This window comes from Curvibacter sp. GW821-FHT01G03 (assembly GCF_059422285.1).
Genome location: NZ_JBWKWP010000023.1, coordinates 21,804 through 42,037 on the forward strand (window position 1 = coordinate 21,804; position 20,234 = coordinate 42,037).

Below are 20,234 nucleotides of genomic sequence, written 5' to 3' on the forward strand. Positions count from 1 at the left end.
GAATTGACACACACAGTGGCGCGGCTCTTGCTAGGATGAGCTTAGAGCCTGTTCAATGTCTCCCTCGGTCCGTGCGAGACATTGAACAGGCTCTTAGAGGCTGCCAACCCGAGGCGGCCGTTTCCCGGCACTTTTGCCAGAGAGACAAGACGAATGTCGATCCACGCTGCACTGAACCACGTCACCCACTACCGCTATGACCGGCCCGTCAACCTGGGCCCCCAGGTGGTCCGCCTGCGCCCGGCACCGCACTGCCGCAGCAAGGTCATTTCCTACTCGCTGCGCATCGAACCCGAAAACCATTTCATCAACTGGCAGCAAGACCCGTTTGCCAATTACCAGGCCCGCCTGGTCTTCCCCAACCCCACCACAGAATTCAAGGTCACGGTCGATCTGGTGGTCGAGATGGCGGTGTACAACCCCTTCGACTTTTTTCTGGAGCCTGCGGCCGAGAACTTCCCGTTCCAGTATGAGGAGCTGGTCAAGCAGGAACTGGCGCCCTACCTCGCCACCGAGCCCCCGACACCGCTGCTGAAGAAATACCTGGCCGAAATCGACCGCAGCGAATGCCGGACCATCGACTTTCTGGTGCGCCTGAACCAGAAGCTGCAAAACGACATCCGCTACCTGATCCGCATGGAACCCGGTGTGCAAACGCCTGAGGAAACCCTCGGCAATGCCTCGGGCTCCTGCCGTGATTCAGGCTGGCTGCTGGTGCAATTGATGCGCCACTGCGGCCTGGCGGCCCGTTTTGTGTCGGGCTACCTGATCCAGCTCAAGCCCGACGTGAAGGCGCTCGACGGCCCCAGCGGCACCGAAGTCGACTTCACCGACCTGCACGCCTGGTGCGAGGTCTACCTGCCCGGCGCCGGCTGGATCGGCCTGGACCCCACCTCGGGTCTGCTGGCCGGCGAGGGCCACATTCCGCTGGCCTGCACGCCGCAGCCCTCGGGGGCCGCCCCCGTTGAAGGGGCGGTCGACAAGTGTGAAGTCGAGTTCAGCCACCACATGGAAGTCACGCGCATCTACGAATCGCCGCGTGTCACCATGCCCTACACCGACGAACAATGGGCCCGCGTGCTGGCCCTGGGCGAAGCGGTGGATGCCGAACTGGTGGCGGGCGATGTGCGCCTGACCCAGGGCGGCGAGCCCACCTATGTGGCCACCGACGACCGCGAAGGCGCCGAATGGAACACCGACGCCTTGGGCCCCACCAAGCGCGCCTACGCCACCGAGCTGGTGCACAGGCTGCGTGACGAATATGGCCAGGGCGGCTTCCTGCACTTTGGCCAGGGCAAGTGGTACCCGGGTGAGCAGTTGCCGCGCTGGGCCCTGTCGATCTGCTGGCGGGCAGATGGCCAGCCGGTCTGGAACAACCCGGCCCTGTTCGCCGACGAACGTGTCACGGCCCACTACACCGCCGCCGACGCCCAGCGCTTCACCAGCACCCTGGCCGGCAAGTTGGGCATGACCGACCAGTACATCGAAGCGGGCTACGAAGACACCTGGTACTACCTGTGGCGCGAGCGCCGCCTGCCCGTCAACGTCGACCCCTTCAACTCCAAGCTCGACGACGAGATGGAGCGCGTGCGCCTGCGCCGCGTGTTCGATCAGAAGCTTGACTCGGTGGTGGGCTATGTGCTGCCACTGGATGTGAACCCCGACGCCGACAACCCGGCCATGGTCGGCCCGCGCTGGCAGACCGGCCCGTGGTTCTTCCGCGACGAGCGCATGTACCTGATCCCGGGCGATTCGCCCATGGGCTACCGCCTGCCCCTGGACTCCCTGCCCTGGGTCAGCAGCGCCGAGTACCCCTACATGGTCGAGACCGACCCGATGGCCCCGCGCTCCGCCCTGCCGGCTGCCCAGGCCCTGCACAGCCGCTACGCCAGCGGCAGCACCGACCTGCGCGGCGTGCCCTACATCGCGGGCACGGCCAGCCCGGGCGAAGCCCAGCGCCGCGTCCAGGGCCTCGGCACCGGCCCAGGGGGCCAGAACGGCCAGGGCGATGGCGACGCCGCCACCCAGCCCGGCCAACCCCAACCCGGCCGATGGGACTTGGCGCCCGCCCGTGGTACCTCGGCCCACTGGATCACCCGCACTGCCCTGTGTGTCGAGGCGCGCAACCCGGCGCGCGCCAACGGCCCCAAGGTTGAGGCGGCCAGCGTCAAATCGAGCCTTCTGTACATCTTCATGCCCCCGCTTTCGCGGCTGGAAGACTACCTGGACCTGTTGGCCGCCATCGAGGCCACAGCCGAAGAACTGGGCGTTCAGATCGTGCTGGAGGGCTACCCGCCACCACGCGACCCGCGCCTGAAGCTGCTGCAGGTCACCCCGGACCCGGGGGTCATCGAGGTGAACATCCACCCGGCGCACAACTGGAAACAATTGGTGCAGCACACCGAGTTCCTGTACCAAGCGGCCTTCGAGTCGCGCCTGACGGCCGAGAAGTTCATGACCGACGGTCGGCACACGGGCACCGGGGGCGGCAACCACTTTGTACTGGGCGGCGCCACGCCGGCCGACAGCCCCTTCCTGCGCAAGCCTGAGCTGCTGGCCAGCCTGATCCTTTACTGGCACAACCACCCCTCGCTGAGCTACCTGTTCTCGGGCATGTTCATCGGCCCAACCAGCCAGGCCCCGCGCGTGGACGAAGCCCGCAATGACCAGCTCTACGAACTCGAGATCGCGCTGCGCGAGATCGAGCGCAACCGCGAGCTGTACGGCCAGGACATGCCGCCCTGGCTGGTGGACCGCACCCTGCGCAACATCCTGGTCGACGTCACCGGCAACACCCACCGCAGCGAGTTCTGCATCGACAAGATGTACTCGCCCGACAGCAGCACCGGCCGGCTCGGCCTGCTGGAACTGCGGGCCTTCGAAATGCCGCCGCACGCCCGCATGAGCATTGCCCAGCAACTGCTGCTGCGCGCCCTGATCGCCCGCTTCTGGAAGCAGCCCTACAAGGCGCCCGTCACCCGCTGGGGCACCCAGTTGCACGACCGCTGGCTGCTGCCCACCTTCGTGCGGCAGGACTTCAACGACGTGATGGCCGAGATGCGCCAGGCGGGCTACGCCTTCGACGACGCCTGGTTTGCCCCGCATTTCGAGTTCCGCTTCCCGCTGGTCGGCAACGTGCAGTCCATGGGCATCGAGCTGACACTGCGCAACGCGCTGGAACCCTGGCACGTGATGGGCGAGGAGGGCTCGGCCGGCGGCACGGTGCGCTACGTCGACTCGTCACTGGAACGCATCGAGGTGCATGTGAGCGGCTTCAACGATGCGCGCCATGTGGTCACCGTCAATGGCCGACCGCTGCCGCTGCAGCCCACCGGCATCGAGGGCGAATTTGTCGCCAGCGTGCGTTACAAGGCCTGGAACCCACCTTCGGCCCTGCACCCCAGCATCGGCGTGCATGCGCCCCTGGTGTTCGACATTGTCGACAGCTGGATGAAACGCTCGGTTGGGGGCTGCCAGTACCACGTGGCCCACCCGGGCGGGCGCAATTACGTGACCTTCCCGGTCAACGCCTACGAGGCCGAAAGCCGCCGCCTGTCGCGCTTCTTCCGCATGGGCCACACCCCGGGCACCCTGCAGGTGCCCGAAGCCACCGTGGGCGTGCCGGGCAGCCGTGAGTTCCCCTTCACGCTCGACCTGCGGCGCTGAGCTGGCCTGGTGTTTCGTGAAATCGTCCTGCCTCAACAGCATGACGGTTTCATGACTTGCATCAGGTCAACAAGCCGCTCATGGGACAATGACGCCCGTGGAACCGACCTCCCCCCTCTCGTCCGAGCCCTCTGACACGCGCCCGCCCCAGCAGGCGCGTGATCTGGTGCTACCCGCCACCCAAGGCCATTACGACGAATTGCGCGGCGAAGAAGCCACGGCGGCCGAAGCGGCCGACGGCGGCGCAGCCCCCGGCTTCACCGGCCCCTGGAGCGACTTCTTCAAGCACCTGGGCAGTGAAGGGCTGGCCGACCTGGACCACCGCGAGGCCAGCCTCAAGCGACAGATCCGGGACAACGGCGTCACCTACAACGTCTATGCCGACGCCTCGGGCCCCCAACGGCCCTGGTCGCTGGACCTGTTTCCGCTGATCATCAGCCCCGAAAGCTGGCAACAGATCGAAGCCGGCGTGTTGCAACGCGTGCGCGTGCTTGATCGCGTGATGGCTGACGTCTACGGCCCGCAGCACCTGCTGTCCAGCGGCCTGCTGCCCGCCGCGCTGGTGCAAGGGCATCCGGGCTATCTGCGCGCCATGAAAGGCGTCAAACCCGTGGGGGGCAGCCACCTGCACATCGCCGCTTTTGACCTGGCCCGTGGCCCCGACGGCAACTGGTGGGTGGTGTCTCAGCGCACCCAGGCGCCTTCAGGTCTGGGCTACCTCCTGGAAAACCGGCTGGCCGTGTCGCGCCAGTTCCCCCAGGCCTTCGAGGCCATGCACGTGCAGCGCCTGGCGGCCACCTACCGCGCGCTGATCGAAGGCCTGAAGGCCATGAGCCCGGCCGGTGCCGACTCGCACATCGCCCTGCTGACCCCGGGCCCGTACAACGAAACCTATTTCGAGCACGCCTACCTGGCGCGCTACCTGGGCCTGACCCTGGTCGAAGGCAGCGACCTGACGGTGCGCGATCAGCGCCTTTACCTCAAGACCCTGCAGGGCCTCAAGCCCGTGCATGGCCTGCTCAAACGGCTGGACGACGAGTTCCTCGACCCGCTGGAACTGCGTCCCGACTCCACCCTGGGCGTGCCTGGCCTGTTGCAGGCGATCCGCGCCGGCCACGTGCTGGTGGCCAACACCCCGGGCTCGGCCTTCCTTGAATCCCCCGCCTTGCTGGGCTTTCTGCCCGCCCTGGCGCGGCATCTCCTCAACGAAGAACTGCAACTGCCCGCCCTGCCCACCTGGTGGTGCGGCGAGCGCGCAGCCCTCGAAGAGGTGTTGCCCCTGCTGAGTGAGTCGGTGATCAAGCCCACCTACCCGGCCAGCGCCGGCCGGCACTGGTTCGAATCGGTGTCGGGTCCCACGTTGTCGCAGCGCCAGCTCGATGAATGGGCAGGCCGCATCCTGCGCCAGAGCGACGAGCACACGGTACAGCAGCGCCTGCCTCTGTCGCAGATGCCGGTGTGGCGCCAGGTCAAGGGCCAGGGCCGGCTGGCCCGCCGCTCGGTGATGCTGCGCGTCTTCGCGGTCGCCGATGGGCCGGGCTCCTGGCAGGTGTTGCCAGGCGGCATGGCCCGCATTGCCAGTGCCAATGCCGAGATTGCCTCGATGCAACGCGGCGGCAGCAGTGCCGACGTGTGGGTGCAGACCGAGGGGCGCGTGGACAGCACCAGCCTGCTCAACCCCCACCCTGGCGTGGCCGCCGTGGTGCAACGCAAGCGCCTGGTCACCAGCCGGGCGGCCGAGAACCTGTTCTGGCTGGGCCGTTACACCGAACGAACCGAGAACACCTTGCGCCTGGCCCGGCTCACGCTGGCCTGTCTGAACGGCGACGACCAATCCGCCCAACCCTTGCTGGCCTGGCTCAGCGACATGGCCGTGTTCGGTGGCCTGGTGCTGCCCAGTGTGCCGCCCGCCACCCAGGCCCGCCGCGTGTTCGAGCGCTCGCTGATCGATGGCCTGGACAAGACCAGCCATGCCAGCAGCGTGGGTTTCAACCTGCGCGCCTTGCGCCAGTCGGCCTCGGCCGTGCGCGAGCGGCTGTCGCAAGAACACTGGAACGTGATCATGCAGGCCGAAGACGAATTCTTCAGCCGATGCAAGGCAGCGGCATCCACAGGCGCCATGGGATCGACGGATGCGCTTCAGACCCTGGAGATCACCAGCGGGCACCTGGCGGCCATCACCGGGGGCCAGACCGACCGGATGACCCGCGATGACGGCTGGCGCCTGCTGTCCATCGGGCGCCACATCGAACGCCTGGCCTTCCTGGCGTCGGCGCTGTCGCTGGGCCTCAAGGCCGGCGCCCTGCACGACGATGCCGGCTTTGAGGCCACGCTGGCCCTGTTCGACAGCACCATCACCTTCCACGCCCAGTTCCAGCAAAGCCGCGAGTTGCCTGCCCTGCTCGACCTGCTGGTGATGGACCGCGACAACCCCCGCTCGCTGGCCTGGGTGGCCCAGACCCTGCGCGGACGTCTGGCCCGCCTGGCCGGCAGTGCGCCGGGCCAGTTGAGCACGCTGTCACTGCTGATCCCCAACCCCGACATCTGGAGCCTGGAACAGCTGTGCAGCGAAGAGCCCCACCCTGCGCCCAGCGAGACCCAGCCACCGCTGGCCGAGCTGCTGGCCCTGTGCACCAGTTCGGCCTACAACATCTCCGACGAGATCAGCGCCCAGTACTTCACCCACTCGGGCGAAGCACGGCAAAGCCTGGGAGCCTGAAGCCATGCGACTCGGCATCACCCACGAGACCCGCTACGACTACAGCCCCCAAGTGGAAACCGCGCAGCACATGGCGCATCTGAAGCCGCTGCAGACGGCCACCCAGACCCTGGTCAGCCATCGGCTGGCCATTGAGCCTGAAGCCGCGCAAACCAGCGAGACCCGTGATGTGTTCGGCAATGCGCGTGCCTTTTTCTCGTTGCAGACGGCCCATGCCGAATTGTGCGTGCTCGCCCACAGCGTGGTCGAGACCCGCGAGCCGCCACAGCCGCCCCTGGGGCCGGACGGCAGCCTGCCCTGGGAACAGGTGCGCGAACGCTTCCGCTACCGTGCCGGTGGCCGCTACGACCCAGCCGCCGAATTCGTGTTTCCATCGGTCTATGTGCCGCGGCACGACGATTTTCTGACCTACGCCCGCCCCAGCTTCGGAGCCGGCGTCAGTGTGCTCGATGGGGCTCAATCGCTGATGCAGCGCATCTTTGAAGACTTCACCTACGCCTCCAACAGCACCGAGATCAACACGCCGGCCGTCGAGGCCCTGGCCCAGCGCAAGGGCGTGTGCCAGGATTTCGCGCACATCATGATCGCCTGCCTGCGCGGCCTGGGCCTGCCGGCCCGCTATGTGAGCGGCTATCTGCTGACCACCCCGCCGCCGGGCCAGCCGCGCCTGGTGGGCAGCGACGCCTCCCATGCCTGGGTGGCGGTGTACTCACCCGGCGAGGATGGTGGGCTCGGCCAATGGTTCGATTTCGACCCCACCAACAACCGTTCTCCGGGCGAAGACTACGTGACCCTGGCCATCGGCCGCGACTATGCCGACGTGTCGCCCATGCGCGGGGTGATCCATGGCGGGGCCAACCACCGTTTGAACGTGGCCGTGACCGTGGAGCCCTTGGAGGGTGCTTTCGATCTCGCATGAACTCGCGACAAATCGTCTGCACGTTCTTAGAAATTCAATCACTTCTTTTCAAGCCCCAGAAGGGCGGCTCACGGCACGGCTGCGGCGGCAAGGCGGCACAATGCGTCTTTCGGCTTCGGCCGGCCCGCCCAACCCTTTTCAGGACGCCTTTCCATGAGCATTTACGACAAGCTGCAAGCGCTGAACATCCAACTGCCGCCCGTGGCCGCCCCGGCTGCGGCCTATGTGCCCTTTGCCCAGACCGGCAATCTGGTCTTCCTCTCGGGCCACATCGCCAAGAAGGACGGCAAGCCCTGGGTCGGACAGTTCGGCCGCAACATGGCCACCGAAGAAGGCAAGGCCGCTGCCCGTGCCGTGGCCATCGACCTGATGGGCACCCTGCACGCCGCCGTGGGTGACCTGAACAAGGTCAAGCGCATCGTCAAGGTGATGAGCCTGGTCAACTCCAGCCCCGATTTCACCGAGCAGCACCTGGTCACCAATGGCGCCAGCGAGCTGCTGGGTGAAGTGTTCGGCAGCGAGCGCGGCGCCCACGCCCGCAGCGCCTTTGGCGTGGCCCAGATCCCGATGGGTGCCTGCGTCGAGATCGAACTGATTGCCGAGATCGAGTAAGCGCAAACTCTGGTGCCCCATACAAAAAGCCCGGCATCGCCGGGCTTTTTGTCTTGCACTTTCAAGCAGGGAGCCGGTGACCGCGACAGTCGCTCAAAAGCTTTCCCAATCATCCTGAGCACCGGCGGCCGGAGCCGAGGCAATGCGGGGCGCCGCGGGCGCCGGGGCCTTTGCGGTCTTGACCGCCGACAAGGCCGGCGCCGGGGTCGATCGGGCCACGGGCTTGGCGGGCTGAGGCAGGGGTGCCCTGGCTGGCGCGCTTCGCATCGGCGCCAGGCTGGCACCACCGTGCCCAGCCATCTTGAAGGTGCCCACCACCTGGGCCAGTTGCTCGGCCTGCTCACGCAGGCTTTGCGCGGCGGCCGCACTTTGCTCCACCAGGGCGGCATTCTGCTGGGTCATCTGGTCCAGGCTGGCCACCGCCTGGTTCACATGGGCGATGCCGCCGCTTTGCTCGTTGGCCGCGGCCGTGATCTCACCGATCATGTCGGTGACGCGTCGCACCGAGCTCACGATGTCGCCCATGGTCTGGCCCGCATCGGTGACCAACCGGGTACCGTTCTCGACCCGTTCGACCGAGGCACTGATCAGGGTTTTGATCTCACGCGCGGCTTCGGCACTGCGCTGGGCCAGGCTGCGCACCTCGCCAGCCACCACGGCAAAGCCACGGCCCTGCTCCCCGGCACGGGCCGCTTCAACAGCCGCGTTGAGGGCCAGGATATTGGTCTGGAAGGCAATCCCGTCAATCACGCCGATGATGTCGGCGATGCGTTTGCTGCTGGTCTGGATCTCATCCATGGTGGAGACCACCTGCTGCACCACGGCACCGCCTTTTTCGGCCACCAGCGAAGCGCTGGCCGCCAGGCTGCTGGCCTGCTGCGCCGATTGGGCGCTGTGCTGCACGGTGTTGGTCAGGTTGTCGAGTGCCGACGCACTTTGCTGCAGGTTGCTCGAGGTCTGTTCGGTGCGCATCGACAGATCGTTGTTGCCGGCGGCAATCTCGCTGCTGGCCAGGGCAATGCTGTCGGTGCTCTGGCGCACCCTCGCCACGGTCTGGGCCAGCGATTGGCTCATGGCCACCAGCGAACGCAACAGTTCGCCAAACTCGTCCTGCCGATCGGTCTCCAGCGTGGTGCTCAAGTCGCCTTCGGCAATGCGTGCAGCGAGACGATTGGCCTGGCTCAAGGGCTTCACGATGCTGCGGATCAAGCCGTAGGCACCCCACAGAATGGCGATCACGATGAGGGCAATGCACACCGCAGCCACCTTCACGGTCAGCAGGCGGGACTCGGCGATCTTCTGCTGGCTTTCCTGGGCGTGCTGGTGCTGTAGCGTGACAAAACCGCCGAGGTCTTCGAGGTACGCGGCCAGCGCCGCCTTGAAGCGTCCGTTGGCCAGCTCCGCCACCTCATTGGCCTGCCCTGCAGCCCGCAGTTGCCGCCCCTGCTCACGCAAGTCGAGCATCACTTGGCGGCTGGCCGCGATCTTGGCCAGTTGCGCCTTGTCCGAAGGCTCGTCGGCCACGGCTTCAATGGCCTTTTGCAACTCGCCGATCTGGGCCGTCGTGCTGGCAATGGCCTCTTTCAAAGCCACGGCCAGCGCCGGGTCCGAACTCAACAGCACCGAATAGGTGCGCGCCGAGTTGGCCTGGGTCAGGCCGGCCCAGCGCGTGGCCTTGTCGATGCGCGCCGCATAGGCGGCTGACTGGCGATCGCTTTCAGCCTGGACTGCCGCTGAGCGGTACGCCGCAAAGCCGATCACGCCCAACAAGGCAGCAATGATCAAGGCCACCGCGAGCCACAACTTGGTGGCCATCTTCAAATTGGCAATTTTCATGTTCTGCTCCTCAGAGTCCGACGCGCCGACCTCCTGGTGAGCATAGACCCAAGCAACAAACGGATGGCCATGCCAAGGTGCAGATCGGGGTTTACACCTTGTTAACAGCAGTCATTGTAATCATATTTATCGAAATTTATTGATAAATAACAATTTCATTCGATTCTGGTGATCACTTCCGGCTTGAAACCCAGGTCGGCCGCTTTGCCTTTTCGACCTCGCAAGGCCCGCGCGTTGTTGAGCGAGCGGATCTCCAGGGTTTCCTCCCGGGCCTTGCCGCCGCGGCCCGTGCCAGCGATGCGGATGCTGCGGGTGTAGGCCGCGGCACCGGCCAGGGTGTCCTTGGGTTCCAGATCGATCAGCATCAAGCCACGGCCCCCCTTTTCCATGTTCTTGAGTTCGGCCATCTCGAAGCTCAGGATGCGCCCCCCGGTCGAGGCGCACACCACATGGGTGGCGGGGGCCAGCGGCTGGGCGCCGCTGCTGTGGGCCACATGGGAGGGCTTGCACACCGTCTCACCCTCGCCCAGCGTGACAAAGGCCTTGCCACTCTTGTTGCGCGAGACCAGGTTCTCCAGCGTGGCCAGGAAGCCATAACCACCCGAGCTGCTGAGCAGCACCGTGGCCTGGGCCGGCCCGGCGAAATAATGGGCCGGCTGGGTTCCGGCTTCGAGTTCGATCAGGGTGGTGACGGGCTGGCCATCGCCCCGCGCGCCCGGCAAGGTGGACACCGGGACCGAGTACACACGCCCATTGCTGCCCAAGACCACCAGCAGATCGACCGTGCGGCACTCGAAGGTGCCGTACAAGCCGTCACCGGCCTTGAAGGCAAAGCTGCCAGGCTCATGCCCATGGCCATTGCGGGCCCGCACCCAGCCCTTTTCAGACACCACCACGGTGACCGGCTCGTCGATCACCTTGACTTCGGCCACGGCACGCTTTTCGGCCTGGATCAGGGTGCGACGCGGGTCGGCAAACTGCTTGGCATCGGCCTCGATCTCCTTGATCATCAAGCGCTTGAGCGAGCCGGGGTTGGCCAGGATGTCTTCCAGTTTTTGCTGCTCGCCGCGCAACTCCGACAGCTCCTGCTCAATCTTGATGCCCTCCAGTCGAGCCAGTTGGCGCAAGCGGATTTCAAGAATGTCTTCGGCCTGTCGGTCGGACAGATTGAAGCGCGCGATCAACGCGGCCTTGGGCTCGTCGCTGTGCCGGATGATGGCAATGACCTCATCGATGTTGAGCAGCACGATCTGCCGCCCCTCCAGGATGTGGATGCGGTCCAGCACCTTGTCGAGGCGATGCTGCGAACGACGCTTGATGGTGCCCTGGCGGAACTCGATCCACTCCTCGAACATCTGGCGCAGCGATTTCTGCACCGGACGGCCATCAAGGCCGATCATGGTCAGGTTGATCGGTGCAGTGGTCTCCAGGCTGGTGTGGGCCAGCAGGCTCGTGATCAGTTCGGGCTGGCTGATCTTGCTGGTCTTGGGCTCGAACACCAGGCGCACCGGCGCGTCCTTGCTGGATTCGTCGCGCACCGCGTCCAGCACGGCCAGCACCGTGGCCTTGAGCTGGGTCTGCTCCTGGGTGAGGGCCTTCTTGCCAGCCTTGACCTTGGGGTTGGTCAGCTCTTCGATTTCTTCGAGCACGCGCTGGCTGCTGACCCCGGGGGGCAGCTCGTTCACCACCAGTTGCCATTGGCCGCGGGCCAGCTCTTCGATCTTCCAGCGCGCGCGCACCTTGAGCGAACCGCGCCCGCCGCGGTAGGCGTCGGCAATGTCCGTGCTGCTGCTGATGATCTGGCCGCCGCCCGGGTAGTCGGGGCCTGGCACCAGGGTGAACAGCTCGGCTTCGCTCAGCTGGGGGTTGCGGATCAGGGCCACGCAGGCGTCGGCCACTTCGCGCAGGTTGTGGCTGGGGATCTCGGTGGCCAGGCCGACGGCAATGCCGCTGGCACCATTGAGCAGAGCAAACGGCAGACGCGCCGGCAGGTGGGTGGGCTCCTGGGTCGACCCATCGTAGTTGGGGACGAAATCCACCGTGCCTTCGTCGATCTCATCGAGCAGCAGGCTGGTGATCTTGGACAGGCGCGCCTCGGTGTAACGCATGGCGGCGGCACCATCGCCGTCGCGGCTGCCGAAGTTGCCCTGCCCGTCGATCAAGGGGTAGCGCTGGTTGAAATCCTGCGCCATGCGCACCAGGGCGTCGTAGGCGGCCTGGTCGCCGTGGGGGTGGAAGCGGCCCAGCACATCGCCGACCACGCGAGCGCACTTGACCGGCTTGGCCGCCGTGTTGCCACTGAAGCCCAGGCCCATGCGGTCCATGGAATACAGAATGCGGCGCTGCACGGGCTTTTGCCCATCGCACACATCGGGCAGGGCGCGGCCTTTGACCACACTGAGGGCGTACTCCAGGTAGGCGCGCTGGGCGTAGTTGGCCAAGCTCAGGCCGTCATCGCTTTCGCCGGTGGATAAATCTAGGGTCGGTTGATCACTCATGGGGTCTCGATGGCAGACGGTTGCGAGGGCGCGAACGACAACTCGTTCAGGCCCGGGGAAAGGCGGGGTTCGATCATGTTGGCGCGGCCGATGGCGCCGCCGGGCACCGGCAGCCACTCCAGGCGAGGCCGGGCCTGGCTGCGGCGTTGCTCTGCCACCTGAGGCGGCGGCTTGAGCAGCGCATACAACTGGGTCACGGTGCGCACGTAGTTCTGGGTTTCACGGATGTTGGGCACCTGCTGGCCGGCGCGCTGCACCGCGCTGACGCCCGCGTTATAGGCGGCCAGGGCCAGGTCGAGCCGGTTGTCGAACAGGTCCAGCAGATGACGCAGGTAGCGGGTGCCGGCCTGCAGGTTGATGCGTGGGTCGGTCAGTCGCTTCTCGATCGGTTGGCGAGGGTCACCCACCACACCGTATTGCTCGGCGGTCGGAGGCATCACCTGCATCAGGCCCACAGCCCCGCGCGGCGACACCACATTGGCGTCAAAGCCCGACTCGGTGGCGATCAAGGCCTGCAGCAACTCGAAATCGACCCGGTGCAACTGGGCCGCCTCGCGCATTTGCAGCTTGACGCGCTTGTAGCCCGGCGACACCTCGAAAAAAGCCAGCAGGCGGGGCTGCAGCGTGGGCACGGCCACCGCGCGCGGCGTGTCGGCCCGGGCCGGCTCGCCCTCCTGGGCGGCATTGCCGCGGTAGAAAAGCGCGTAGCGATCATCCAGGCGCTCGGCCGCAAAATGGGGCGTGCCGTGGGGGTCCACATAGCCCCACACCTCCGCGCGGGCGGGCGCCAGCCAGGAGGCGGCCAGCCCCCCAGCGATCAGCAGCAGCCGGGCCAGACGGCGCGGCTCAGATGTCGATCTCGACCGCATCGCCATGCAGTTCCATGAGCTCGCGACGCGCCGCGGCCTCGCCCTTGCCCATGAGCTTGGTGATCAGGCCCTCGGTGTCGGCAAAGCTCTGGTCGCCCAACTGCACCGGCAGCAGGCGGCGCGTGTCGGGGTTGAGCGTGGTGTCCCACAACTGCTCGGCGTTCATCTCGCCCAGGCCCTTGAAGCGGCTGATGGTCCAGCTGCCCTCACGCACGCCTTCCTTGCGCAGCTTGTCCAGAATCGAGGCCAGCTCGCCCTCGTCCAGCGCATACACCTTGGAGGCCGGCTTTTTGCCACGCGCCGGGGCATCGACCCGGAACAGCGGCGGGCGCGCCACATACACGTGGCCGGCGTCGATGAGCTTGGGGAAATGGCGAAAGAACAGCGTCAGCAGCAGCACCTGGATGTGCGAGCCGTCCACGTCGGCGTCCGACAGGATGCACACCTTGCCGTAGCGCAGGCCCGACAGATCGGGGCTGTCGTTGGGCCCGTGCGGGTCGACCCCGATGGCCACCGCGATGTCGTGAATTTCGGTGTTGGCAAACAGGCGATCGCGCTCGACCTCCCAGGTGTTGAGCACCTTGCCACGCAAGGGCAGGATGGCCTGGCATTCCTTGTCACGGCCCATCTTGGCGCTGCCGCCGGCCGAGTCACCCTCGACCAGAAACACCTCGTTGTGACCAAGGTCGCGGCTCTCGCAGTCGGTCAGCTTGCCGGGCAGCACCGCCACGCCCGAGCCCTTGCGCTTTTCAACCTTCTGACCGGCACGCTGACGGGTCTGGGCCGCCTTGATGGCCAGTTCGGCCAGCTTCTTGCCGTATTCGACGTGCTGGTTCAGCCACAGCTCCAGCGCGGGGCGCACAAAGCTCGACACCAGGCGCACGGCATCGCGCGAGTTCAGGCGCTCCTTGATCTGGCCCTGGAACTGCGGGTCCAGCACCTTGGCACTGAGCACATAGCTGGCCCGCGCAAACACGTCTTCGGGCAGCAGCTTGACGCCCTTGGGCAGCAGCGAATGCAGTTCGATGAAGCTTTTGACGGCATTGAACAGGCCATCGCGCAGGCCGCTGTCGTGGGTGCCGCCGTTGCTGGTGGGGATCAGGTTGACGTAGCTCTCGCGCACCGGCTGGCCTTCTTCGGTGAAGGCCACGGCCCAGGCCGCGCCCTCGCCATCGGCAAAGCTGTCGTTGCTGCCATCGGCAAAGCCCTCGCCTTCAAACAAGGGGATCACCGGATCGGTGTTCAGCGTCTGCATCAGGTAGTCGCGCAGGCCGCCCTTGTAGAGCCAGTTCTGGCTTTCCTTGGTCTTTTCATTCACCAGCGTGACGGACACGCCGGGCATCAGCACCGCCTTGCTGCGCAGCAGGTGCGTCAACTCGCCCATCGGCAGGTTGGGCGATTCGAAGTACTTGGCATCGGGCCAGACCCGCACCGTGGTGCCTTGCTTGCGGTCACCTTCAGCAGCACCGCCGCCCGCGCGGGTGACCAGGGGCTCGATCACATCGCCGGCCGCAAACACCAGCTTGGCCACCTTGCCTTCACGGTATGAGGTGGCCTCCAGACGCACTGCCAGGGCATTGGTGACGCTCACCCCCACGCCGTGCAGGCCGCCAGAGAAGCTGTAGGCCCCTCCCTTGCCCTTGTCGAACTTGCCGCCCGCATGCAGGCGGGTGAAGACCAGTTCAATGACAGGGGCGTTTTCCTCGGGGTGCAGGCCGAAAGGAATGCCGCGGCCATCGTCTTCCACACTGACCGAGCCATCGGCATGCAGCGTGACCTTGATCTTCTTGCCATGCCCTGCCAGGGCCTCGTCGGCGGCGTTGTCCAGCACCTCCTGGATGATGTGCAAGGGGTTGTCGGTGCGGGTGTACATGCCCGGCCGCTGCTTGACGGGTTCAAGCCCCTTCAGGACGCGGATTGAGCCTTCGGAATATTCGGTCGTAGGTTTGACTGCCATGGCGCGGATTGTAGTGTGCAGACTCGACCAAACTGGATGTGCATACAGGCACCCAGGCCGAGGTTTGTCACGGTCACCCGCGTGATCTGCAAGCAAACGTTGAATTCGCTACATTTCTGGCATGAGTTCACAACCCAAAAATCTTTCGATGGCCCAGGTGCTGATCTGTGGAGCGGCCATCGTCACCCTGTCGATGGGCATCCGCCATGGCTTTGGCCTGTGGCTGCAACCCATCACCCAGGACCAGGGCTGGCCGCGCCAGACCTTTGCGCTGGCGATTGCCATCCAGAACCTGTCCTGGGGCTTGTGCGGGATCTTTGCCGGCATGGCCGCAGACCGTCTGGGCGCCTTCAAGGTGTTGCTGGGCGGCGCCCTGCTGTACGCACTGGGCCTGGCAGGCATGGCGCTGTCAACCAGCACCCTGACCTTTGCACTGACCACCGGCGTCTTGATTGGTGCGGCCCAGGCCGGCACCACCTATGCCGTGATTTATGGCGTTCTGGGTCGGCAGATATCGGCCGAAAAGCGGTCGTGGGCCATGGGCGTGGCCGCGGCTGCTGGTTCGTTCGGGCAGTTCCTGATGGTGCCCGTGGAAGGGCAGCTGATTGCCCAGCTGGGTTGGAAGGAGGCCTTGCTGGCCCTGAGCCTGCTGGTGTTGATGATCGTGCCGCTGGCCTTCGGCCTGCGTGAGCCGGGCTTTCAGGGTGGCGCCCCCGCCAAGCGCCAGCAGACGGTGGTTCAGGCCCTGGCCGAAGCCTTCAAGTACCCCAGCTTCCAGCTGCTGATGGCGGGCTATTTCGTCTGTGGCTTCCAGGTGGTGTTCATCGGCGTGCACATGCCGAGCTATCTGAAGGACAAGGGCCTGTCGCCTCAGGTGGCCAGCTATGCACTGGCCCTGATCGGCCTGTTCAATGTGTTCGGCACCTACATTGCCGGCACCCTGGGCCAGCGCATGGCCAAGAAGAACATCCTGTCCTTCATCTATTTCGCGCGCGCCGTGGTGATCACCATTTTCCTGCTGGTGCCGCTGTCACCCGTCAGCGTGTATGTGTTTACGGCCGTGATGGGCACCCTGTGGTTGTCCACCGTGCCGCCCACCAACGCCACGATTGCCCAGATCTTTGGCGTGCAGCACCTCTCCATGCTGGGGGGCTTTGTCTTCTTCAGCCACCAGATCGGGTCGTTCATGGGGGTCTGGCTGGGCGGCTACCTGTATGACCGTACCGGCAGCTACGACATCGTCTGGTACCTGGCCATCGCCTTGGGCGTGTTCGCCGGCCTGGTCAACCTGCCGGTGCGCGAAGCCCCCATCCACCGCCCCCACCGCCCGGCGGTGGCCTGAGCCTGCCGCCATGGAAGCCACTTCCCCCCACACTGCCACCAGAACCCCCTGGTTGACCCGGGCCGCCCATGCACTGGCCTGGGTGTTGATGGCCGCCGTGCTGGCAGCGGTGTTTGCCCTCTATGCTCAAGGTGATTTCTTATTGACACTCGCCAACCAGCTCTGGGCCTGTTTCTGAGTGCATCCGGTGGGTGCCGGGCCCGGACCGCTTCAATGATTCAGAGGGGAATGGGATGAAGACCATGGTTGTGACCGGTGCTTCCGATGGCATCGGGGCCGAAGTGGCAAGACAGCTGGCACGCCAGCATGGCCGAGGCCTGGCCTTGGTGTTGGCCGCCCGCAGCGCGGCCAAGCTCAACGAGGTGGCCCTGCAGTGCGCCAGCCATGGTTGCGACACCCTGGTGGTCCGCACCGATGTGTCGGACGAAGAAGCCTGCCGGCACCTGATCGAAGCCACGGTGGCACGCTTTGGACGCCTGGATGTGTTGATCAACAACGCCGGCATGTCGGCCCACGCCTTGTTCGAGGATGTGGCCGACAACGATCTGCATTGGTATGAAGACCTGATGCGCATCAACCTCTGGGGCAGCGTGTGGTGCACACACGCTGCCCTGCCCCACCTGAAAGCCACCCAGGGCAGCATCGTGGCTGTGTCGTCGCTGGCCGGACTGATCGGCGTGCCTGGACGAACCGCCTACAGCGCCAGCAAATTCGCCATGACCGGTTTCTTTGAAGCCTTGCGGGCCGAACTCAGGCACAGCGGCGTGAGCGTCACCACCGCCTACCCCGGCGTGGTGGCCACCGACATCCGAGTCCGCGGCTACAACGCGCAGGGCAAGGCTGCCGGGCGCAGCGGCCTCAAGGAAGACAAGGCCATGTCGGTCGAGGAATGTGCCCGCCTGATCCTGAGTGGGCTGGCCCGCCGTGATCGCGAGGTCGTCATGAGCCTGCAGGGCAAGGTGGGGCGCTGGCTGCGCCTGCTGGCCCCAGGCCTGGTCGAAAAGATGGCCCTCAAGGCTTTGCACAACGACGTGCGACCGGGGCATTGAGCCATGGCGCCTTCACCCCATGCCCTGCTGCCGGCCTCTGCCTGGGTGCAACGCTGGAGCCACCTGGTGCCCCTCGGTGGCCGTGTGCTGGACGTGGCCTGCGGCCACGGGCGCCACGCGCACTGGTTTGCCGGGCGCGGCCATCCGGTCACCATGGTCGACCGCCATGCCGAGGCCATTGCCGCCCTCGAAGGCCTGGGCGAAGCCGTGTGCGCCGACATCGAAGCAGGGCCCTGGCCCTTTGCGGGTCGGGTGTTTGAAGCCGTGGTGGTGACCCACTACCTGTGGCGACCCTTGATGCCCACCCTGCTGGCCAGCCTGGCCCCGGGCGGGCTGTTGATTTACGAAACCTTTGCCCAGGGCAACGAGACCGTGGGCAGGCCTTCGCGGCCCGACTTTCTGCTGCAACACGGCGAACTGCTGCGCCATTGCGCCGGGCTGCGGGTGGTGGCCTACGAGGACGGATTCCTCCCCGAGCCGGCGCGCTTCGTGCAACGCATCACCGCCATTCGCGAGACCGGACAACCCGATGGGGGGCTGGTGCGTTATGCGCTGACCGACCTGCCCTGACCCCCGAGCGCGCCCGGGGGCCCGGCAGCCTAGTTAGAATGCTCTTTTACCGTTTGAGACTGCGGACATGACCTCCCCAACCGGCCCTATTACAGGCAGCATCGTCGCCCTGGTGACTCCGATGCACGAAGACGGCAGCGTGGACTACCCCACCCTGCGCAAATTGATTGACTGGCACATTGCCGAAGGCACCGATTGCATCGGTGTGGTGGGCACCACGGGTGAATCGCCGACGGTCAACGTCGAAGAGCACTGCGAGATCATTCGCGTGTCGGTCGAACAAGCCGCCAAGCGCGTGCCCATCATGGCCGGCTGCGGCGCCAACTCGACGGCCGAGGCCATCGAACTGGCCAGGTTCGCCAAGGGCGTGGGCGCCGACTGCCAGTTGCAGGTCGTGCCCTACTACAACAAGCCCACCCAGGAAGGCCAGTACCGCCACTTCAAGGCCATTGCCGAAGCCGTGGGCGACCTGCCCACCGTGCTCTACAACGTGCCCGGCCGCAGCGTGGCCGACATGGCCCACGACACGGTGCTGCGCCTGGCCCAGGTGCCTGGCATCGTCGGCATCAAGGAGGCCACAGGCAACATCGAACGCGCCCAGTGGCTGATCCGCGAAGTGCCCAAGGGCTTTGCCGTCTACTCGGGCGATGACCCGACCGCCGTGGCCCTGATGCTGTGTGGCGGCCAAGGCAACATCAGCGTGACCGCCAACGTGGCGCCCCGCCTGATGCATGAACTCTGCGTGGCCGCGATCGCTGGCGATGTGAAGCGCGCCATGGAGATCCAGTTCAAGCTGATGCCCGTGCACAAGCACCTGTTCGTCGAAGCCAACCCCATCCCCGTCAAATGGGCCATGAAGCGCATGGGCCTGTGCGGTGGCGCGATGCGCCTGCCCATGACCGAGCTGACACCGGCCAACGAGCCGGTGGTGGAAGCCGCCCTGCGCGCCGCCGGCCTGATCTGACCGCCGTCGAACGACACCCTATTCCTGCCTTGGAAGGACTTCCCGTGACCCCAACCACACGACTGGGCCCTTGCAGCCTGCTCAGCCTGCTCAGCCTGTCTGTCGCCCTCAGCGCCTGCTCGTCGCTGGAGAGTGACAAGATCAACTACAAAAGCGCCACCAAGGCGCCCACGCTGGAAGTCCCCCCTGACCTGACCCAGCTGAGCGGTGACACCCGCTACGCCCTGGGCGGCGGCAGCAGCGTATCGGCCACCGGGTTCCAGGCCGCCATGGGCAAGCAGCCTGTGTCGGCCATCCAGACCGCGGCCAGCAACCTGGGTGATGTGCGCGTGGAGCGCTCGGGCAACCAGCGCTGGCTGGTGGTCAAGCGCTCGGCCGACCAGCTCTGGACCCCGGTGCATGATTTCTGGGTGGAAAACGGCTTCAGCCTGGTGACCGAGGACTCCCGCCTGGGCATCATGGAAACCGACTGGGCCGAAAACCGCGCCAAGCTGCCCCAGGACTGGATCCGCAACACCCTCGGCAAAGTAATCGACTCGCTGTACGACACCGGCGAGCGTGACCGCTTCCGCACCCGCCTGGAGCGGGCCGCCGACGGCAGCACCGAGATCTACATCAGCCATCGCGGCATGGTGGAAACCTACACCACCAACAACAAAGACACCGCCCAGACCGCCTGGCAACCCCGGCCCGCCGACCCCGAGCTGGAAGCCGAATTCCTGCGCCGACTCATGGTCAAACTGGGTGGCGGCACGGCTGAACAAGCCCGCGCCCAGACCGCGGCCGCAGCGCCAGCCCCCATGGCTCGCGCCGCCCAGGTCAACAACCTGCCGGTGGTGCAGATGGACGAAGGCTTCGAGCGCGCCTGGCGCCGCGTCGGGCTGACCCTGGACCGCACCGGTTTCACGGTGGAAGACCGCGACCGCGCCAAGGGCCTGTACTTTGTCCGCTATGTCGCCCCCAACCCCGACAAGAAGGAACCCGGCTTCATCAGCAAGTTGTTCAGCAGTTCAGATGCCAACACCGCCCCGGTGAAGTACCAGATCGCCGTGCGCAGCGAAGGCAATGCCACCACCGTCTCGGTGCTGGATGCCAACGGCGCACCGGAAACCTCCGGCACGGCACAGCGCATCGTCAAGGTGCTGGTCGACGACCTGAAATAAGACCCACCGGCCCTCAGGTCGGGACGACAGCAGGGCAGGTCCGATGACCTGCCCTTTCTTTTGTCTGCGC

14 protein-coding genes are annotated in these 20,234 nt (G+C 65.9%); 10 read left to right on the forward strand and 4 right to left on the reverse strand.

Features of this window, described 5'->3' with window-relative positions; all coding sequences use genetic code 11:
• Window positions 1–153: 153 nt before the first annotated feature.
• The 4 genes from AC07VS_RS25270 to AC07VS_RS25285 all read left to right on the forward strand — a co-directional run bounded on the left by AC07VS_RS25270 (window position 154) and on the right by AC07VS_RS25285 (window position 7,916).
• The gene (locus tag AC07VS_RS25270) at window positions 154–3,666 is read left to right on the forward strand and encodes a transglutaminase family protein (protein ID WP_494752338.1); all 3,513 of its coding nucleotides are present in this window, start codon (window positions 154–156) and stop codon (window positions 3,664–3,666) included.
• Between the two features lie 88 nt (window positions 3,667–3,754).
• Window positions 3,755–6,385, forward strand: coding sequence for a circularly permuted type 2 ATP-grasp protein (locus tag AC07VS_RS25275; RefSeq protein WP_494752339.1), 2,631 nt, complete (start codon window positions 3,755–3,757; stop codon window positions 6,383–6,385).
• A gap of 4 nt (window positions 6,386–6,389) precedes the next feature.
• Window positions 6,390–7,304: a transglutaminase family protein gene (locus AC07VS_RS25280; RefSeq protein ID WP_492348696.1), complete on the forward strand. Its 915-nt coding sequence runs from the start codon at window positions 6,390–6,392 to the stop codon at window positions 7,302–7,304.
• Window positions 7,305–7,457: 153 nt separating this feature from the next.
• The gene (locus tag AC07VS_RS25285; protein WP_492348695.1) at window positions 7,458–7,916 is read left to right on the forward strand and encodes a RidA family protein; all 459 of its coding nucleotides are present in this window, start codon (window positions 7,458–7,460) and stop codon (window positions 7,914–7,916) included.
• Between the two features lie 93 nt (window positions 7,917–8,009).
• Here AC07VS_RS25285 and AC07VS_RS25290 read toward each other — a convergent pair whose 3' ends face one another.
• From AC07VS_RS25290 to AC07VS_RS25305, 4 genes are all read right to left on the reverse strand, one after another.
• Window positions 8,010–9,752 carry a methyl-accepting chemotaxis protein gene (locus AC07VS_RS25290; RefSeq protein ID WP_494752340.1) on the reverse strand — a complete coding sequence of 581 codons (1,743 nt, stop codon included), beginning with the start codon at window positions 9,750–9,752 and terminating at the stop codon, window positions 8,010–8,012.
• A 155-nt stretch (window positions 9,753–9,907) separates the two neighbouring features.
• Window positions 9,908–12,250, reverse strand: a complete 2,343-nt coding sequence (parC, locus tag AC07VS_RS25295; protein ID WP_492348693.1) for a DNA topoisomerase IV subunit A — start codon at window positions 12,248–12,250, stop codon at window positions 9,908–9,910.
• Window positions 12,247–13,119: a lytic transglycosylase domain-containing protein gene (locus AC07VS_RS25300; RefSeq protein WP_494658443.1), complete on the reverse strand. Its 873-nt coding sequence runs from the start codon at window positions 13,117–13,119 to the stop codon at window positions 12,247–12,249. The genes parC and AC07VS_RS25300 overlap by 4 nt, the downstream gene beginning before the upstream one ends.
• Window positions 13,097–15,076, reverse strand: a complete 1,980-nt coding sequence (locus tag AC07VS_RS25305; protein ID WP_494658442.1) for a DNA topoisomerase IV subunit B — start codon at window positions 15,074–15,076, stop codon at window positions 13,097–13,099. Before AC07VS_RS25305 ends, AC07VS_RS25300 begins: the two co-directional genes overlap by 23 nt.
• 121 nt (window positions 15,077–15,197) lie before the next feature.
• Here AC07VS_RS25305 and AC07VS_RS25310 point away from each other — a divergent pair, with 121 nt between their 5' ends.
• The 6 genes from AC07VS_RS25310 to bamC all read left to right on the forward strand — a co-directional run bounded on the left by AC07VS_RS25310 (window position 15,198) and on the right by bamC (window position 20,164).
• The gene (locus tag AC07VS_RS25310) at window positions 15,198–16,418 is read left to right on the forward strand and encodes an MFS transporter (RefSeq protein ID WP_494752341.1); all 1,221 of its coding nucleotides are present in this window, start codon (window positions 15,198–15,200) and stop codon (window positions 16,416–16,418) included.
• 10 nt (window positions 16,419–16,428) lie between these two features.
• Window positions 16,429–16,596 carry a hypothetical protein gene (locus tag AC07VS_RS25315; protein WP_494658441.1) on the forward strand — a complete coding sequence of 56 codons (168 nt, stop codon included), beginning with the start codon at window positions 16,429–16,431 and terminating at the stop codon, window positions 16,594–16,596.
• Between the two features lie 55 nt (window positions 16,597–16,651).
• Window positions 16,652–17,467 (forward strand): SDR family oxidoreductase, encoded by an 816-nt coding sequence (locus AC07VS_RS25320; protein WP_494752342.1) that lies wholly within the window; start codon window positions 16,652–16,654, stop codon window positions 17,465–17,467.
• Window positions 17,468–17,470: 3 nt separating this feature from the next.
• Entirely contained in the window at window positions 17,471–18,037 is a 567-nt protein-coding gene (locus tag AC07VS_RS25325; RefSeq protein WP_492348687.1) for a class I SAM-dependent methyltransferase, read from the forward strand.
• 67 nt (window positions 18,038–18,104) lie between these two features.
• Window positions 18,105–19,001: a 4-hydroxy-tetrahydrodipicolinate synthase gene (dapA, locus tag AC07VS_RS25330; protein WP_492348686.1), complete on the forward strand. Its 897-nt coding sequence runs from the start codon at window positions 18,105–18,107 to the stop codon at window positions 18,999–19,001.
• A 44-nt stretch (window positions 19,002–19,045) separates the two neighbouring features.
• Window positions 19,046–20,164, forward strand: a complete 1,119-nt coding sequence (bamC, locus tag AC07VS_RS25335; protein ID WP_492348685.1) for an NlpB/DapX family lipoprotein — start codon at window positions 19,046–19,048, stop codon at window positions 20,162–20,164.
• The last annotated feature ends 70 nt before the right edge of the window (window positions 20,165–20,234 follow it).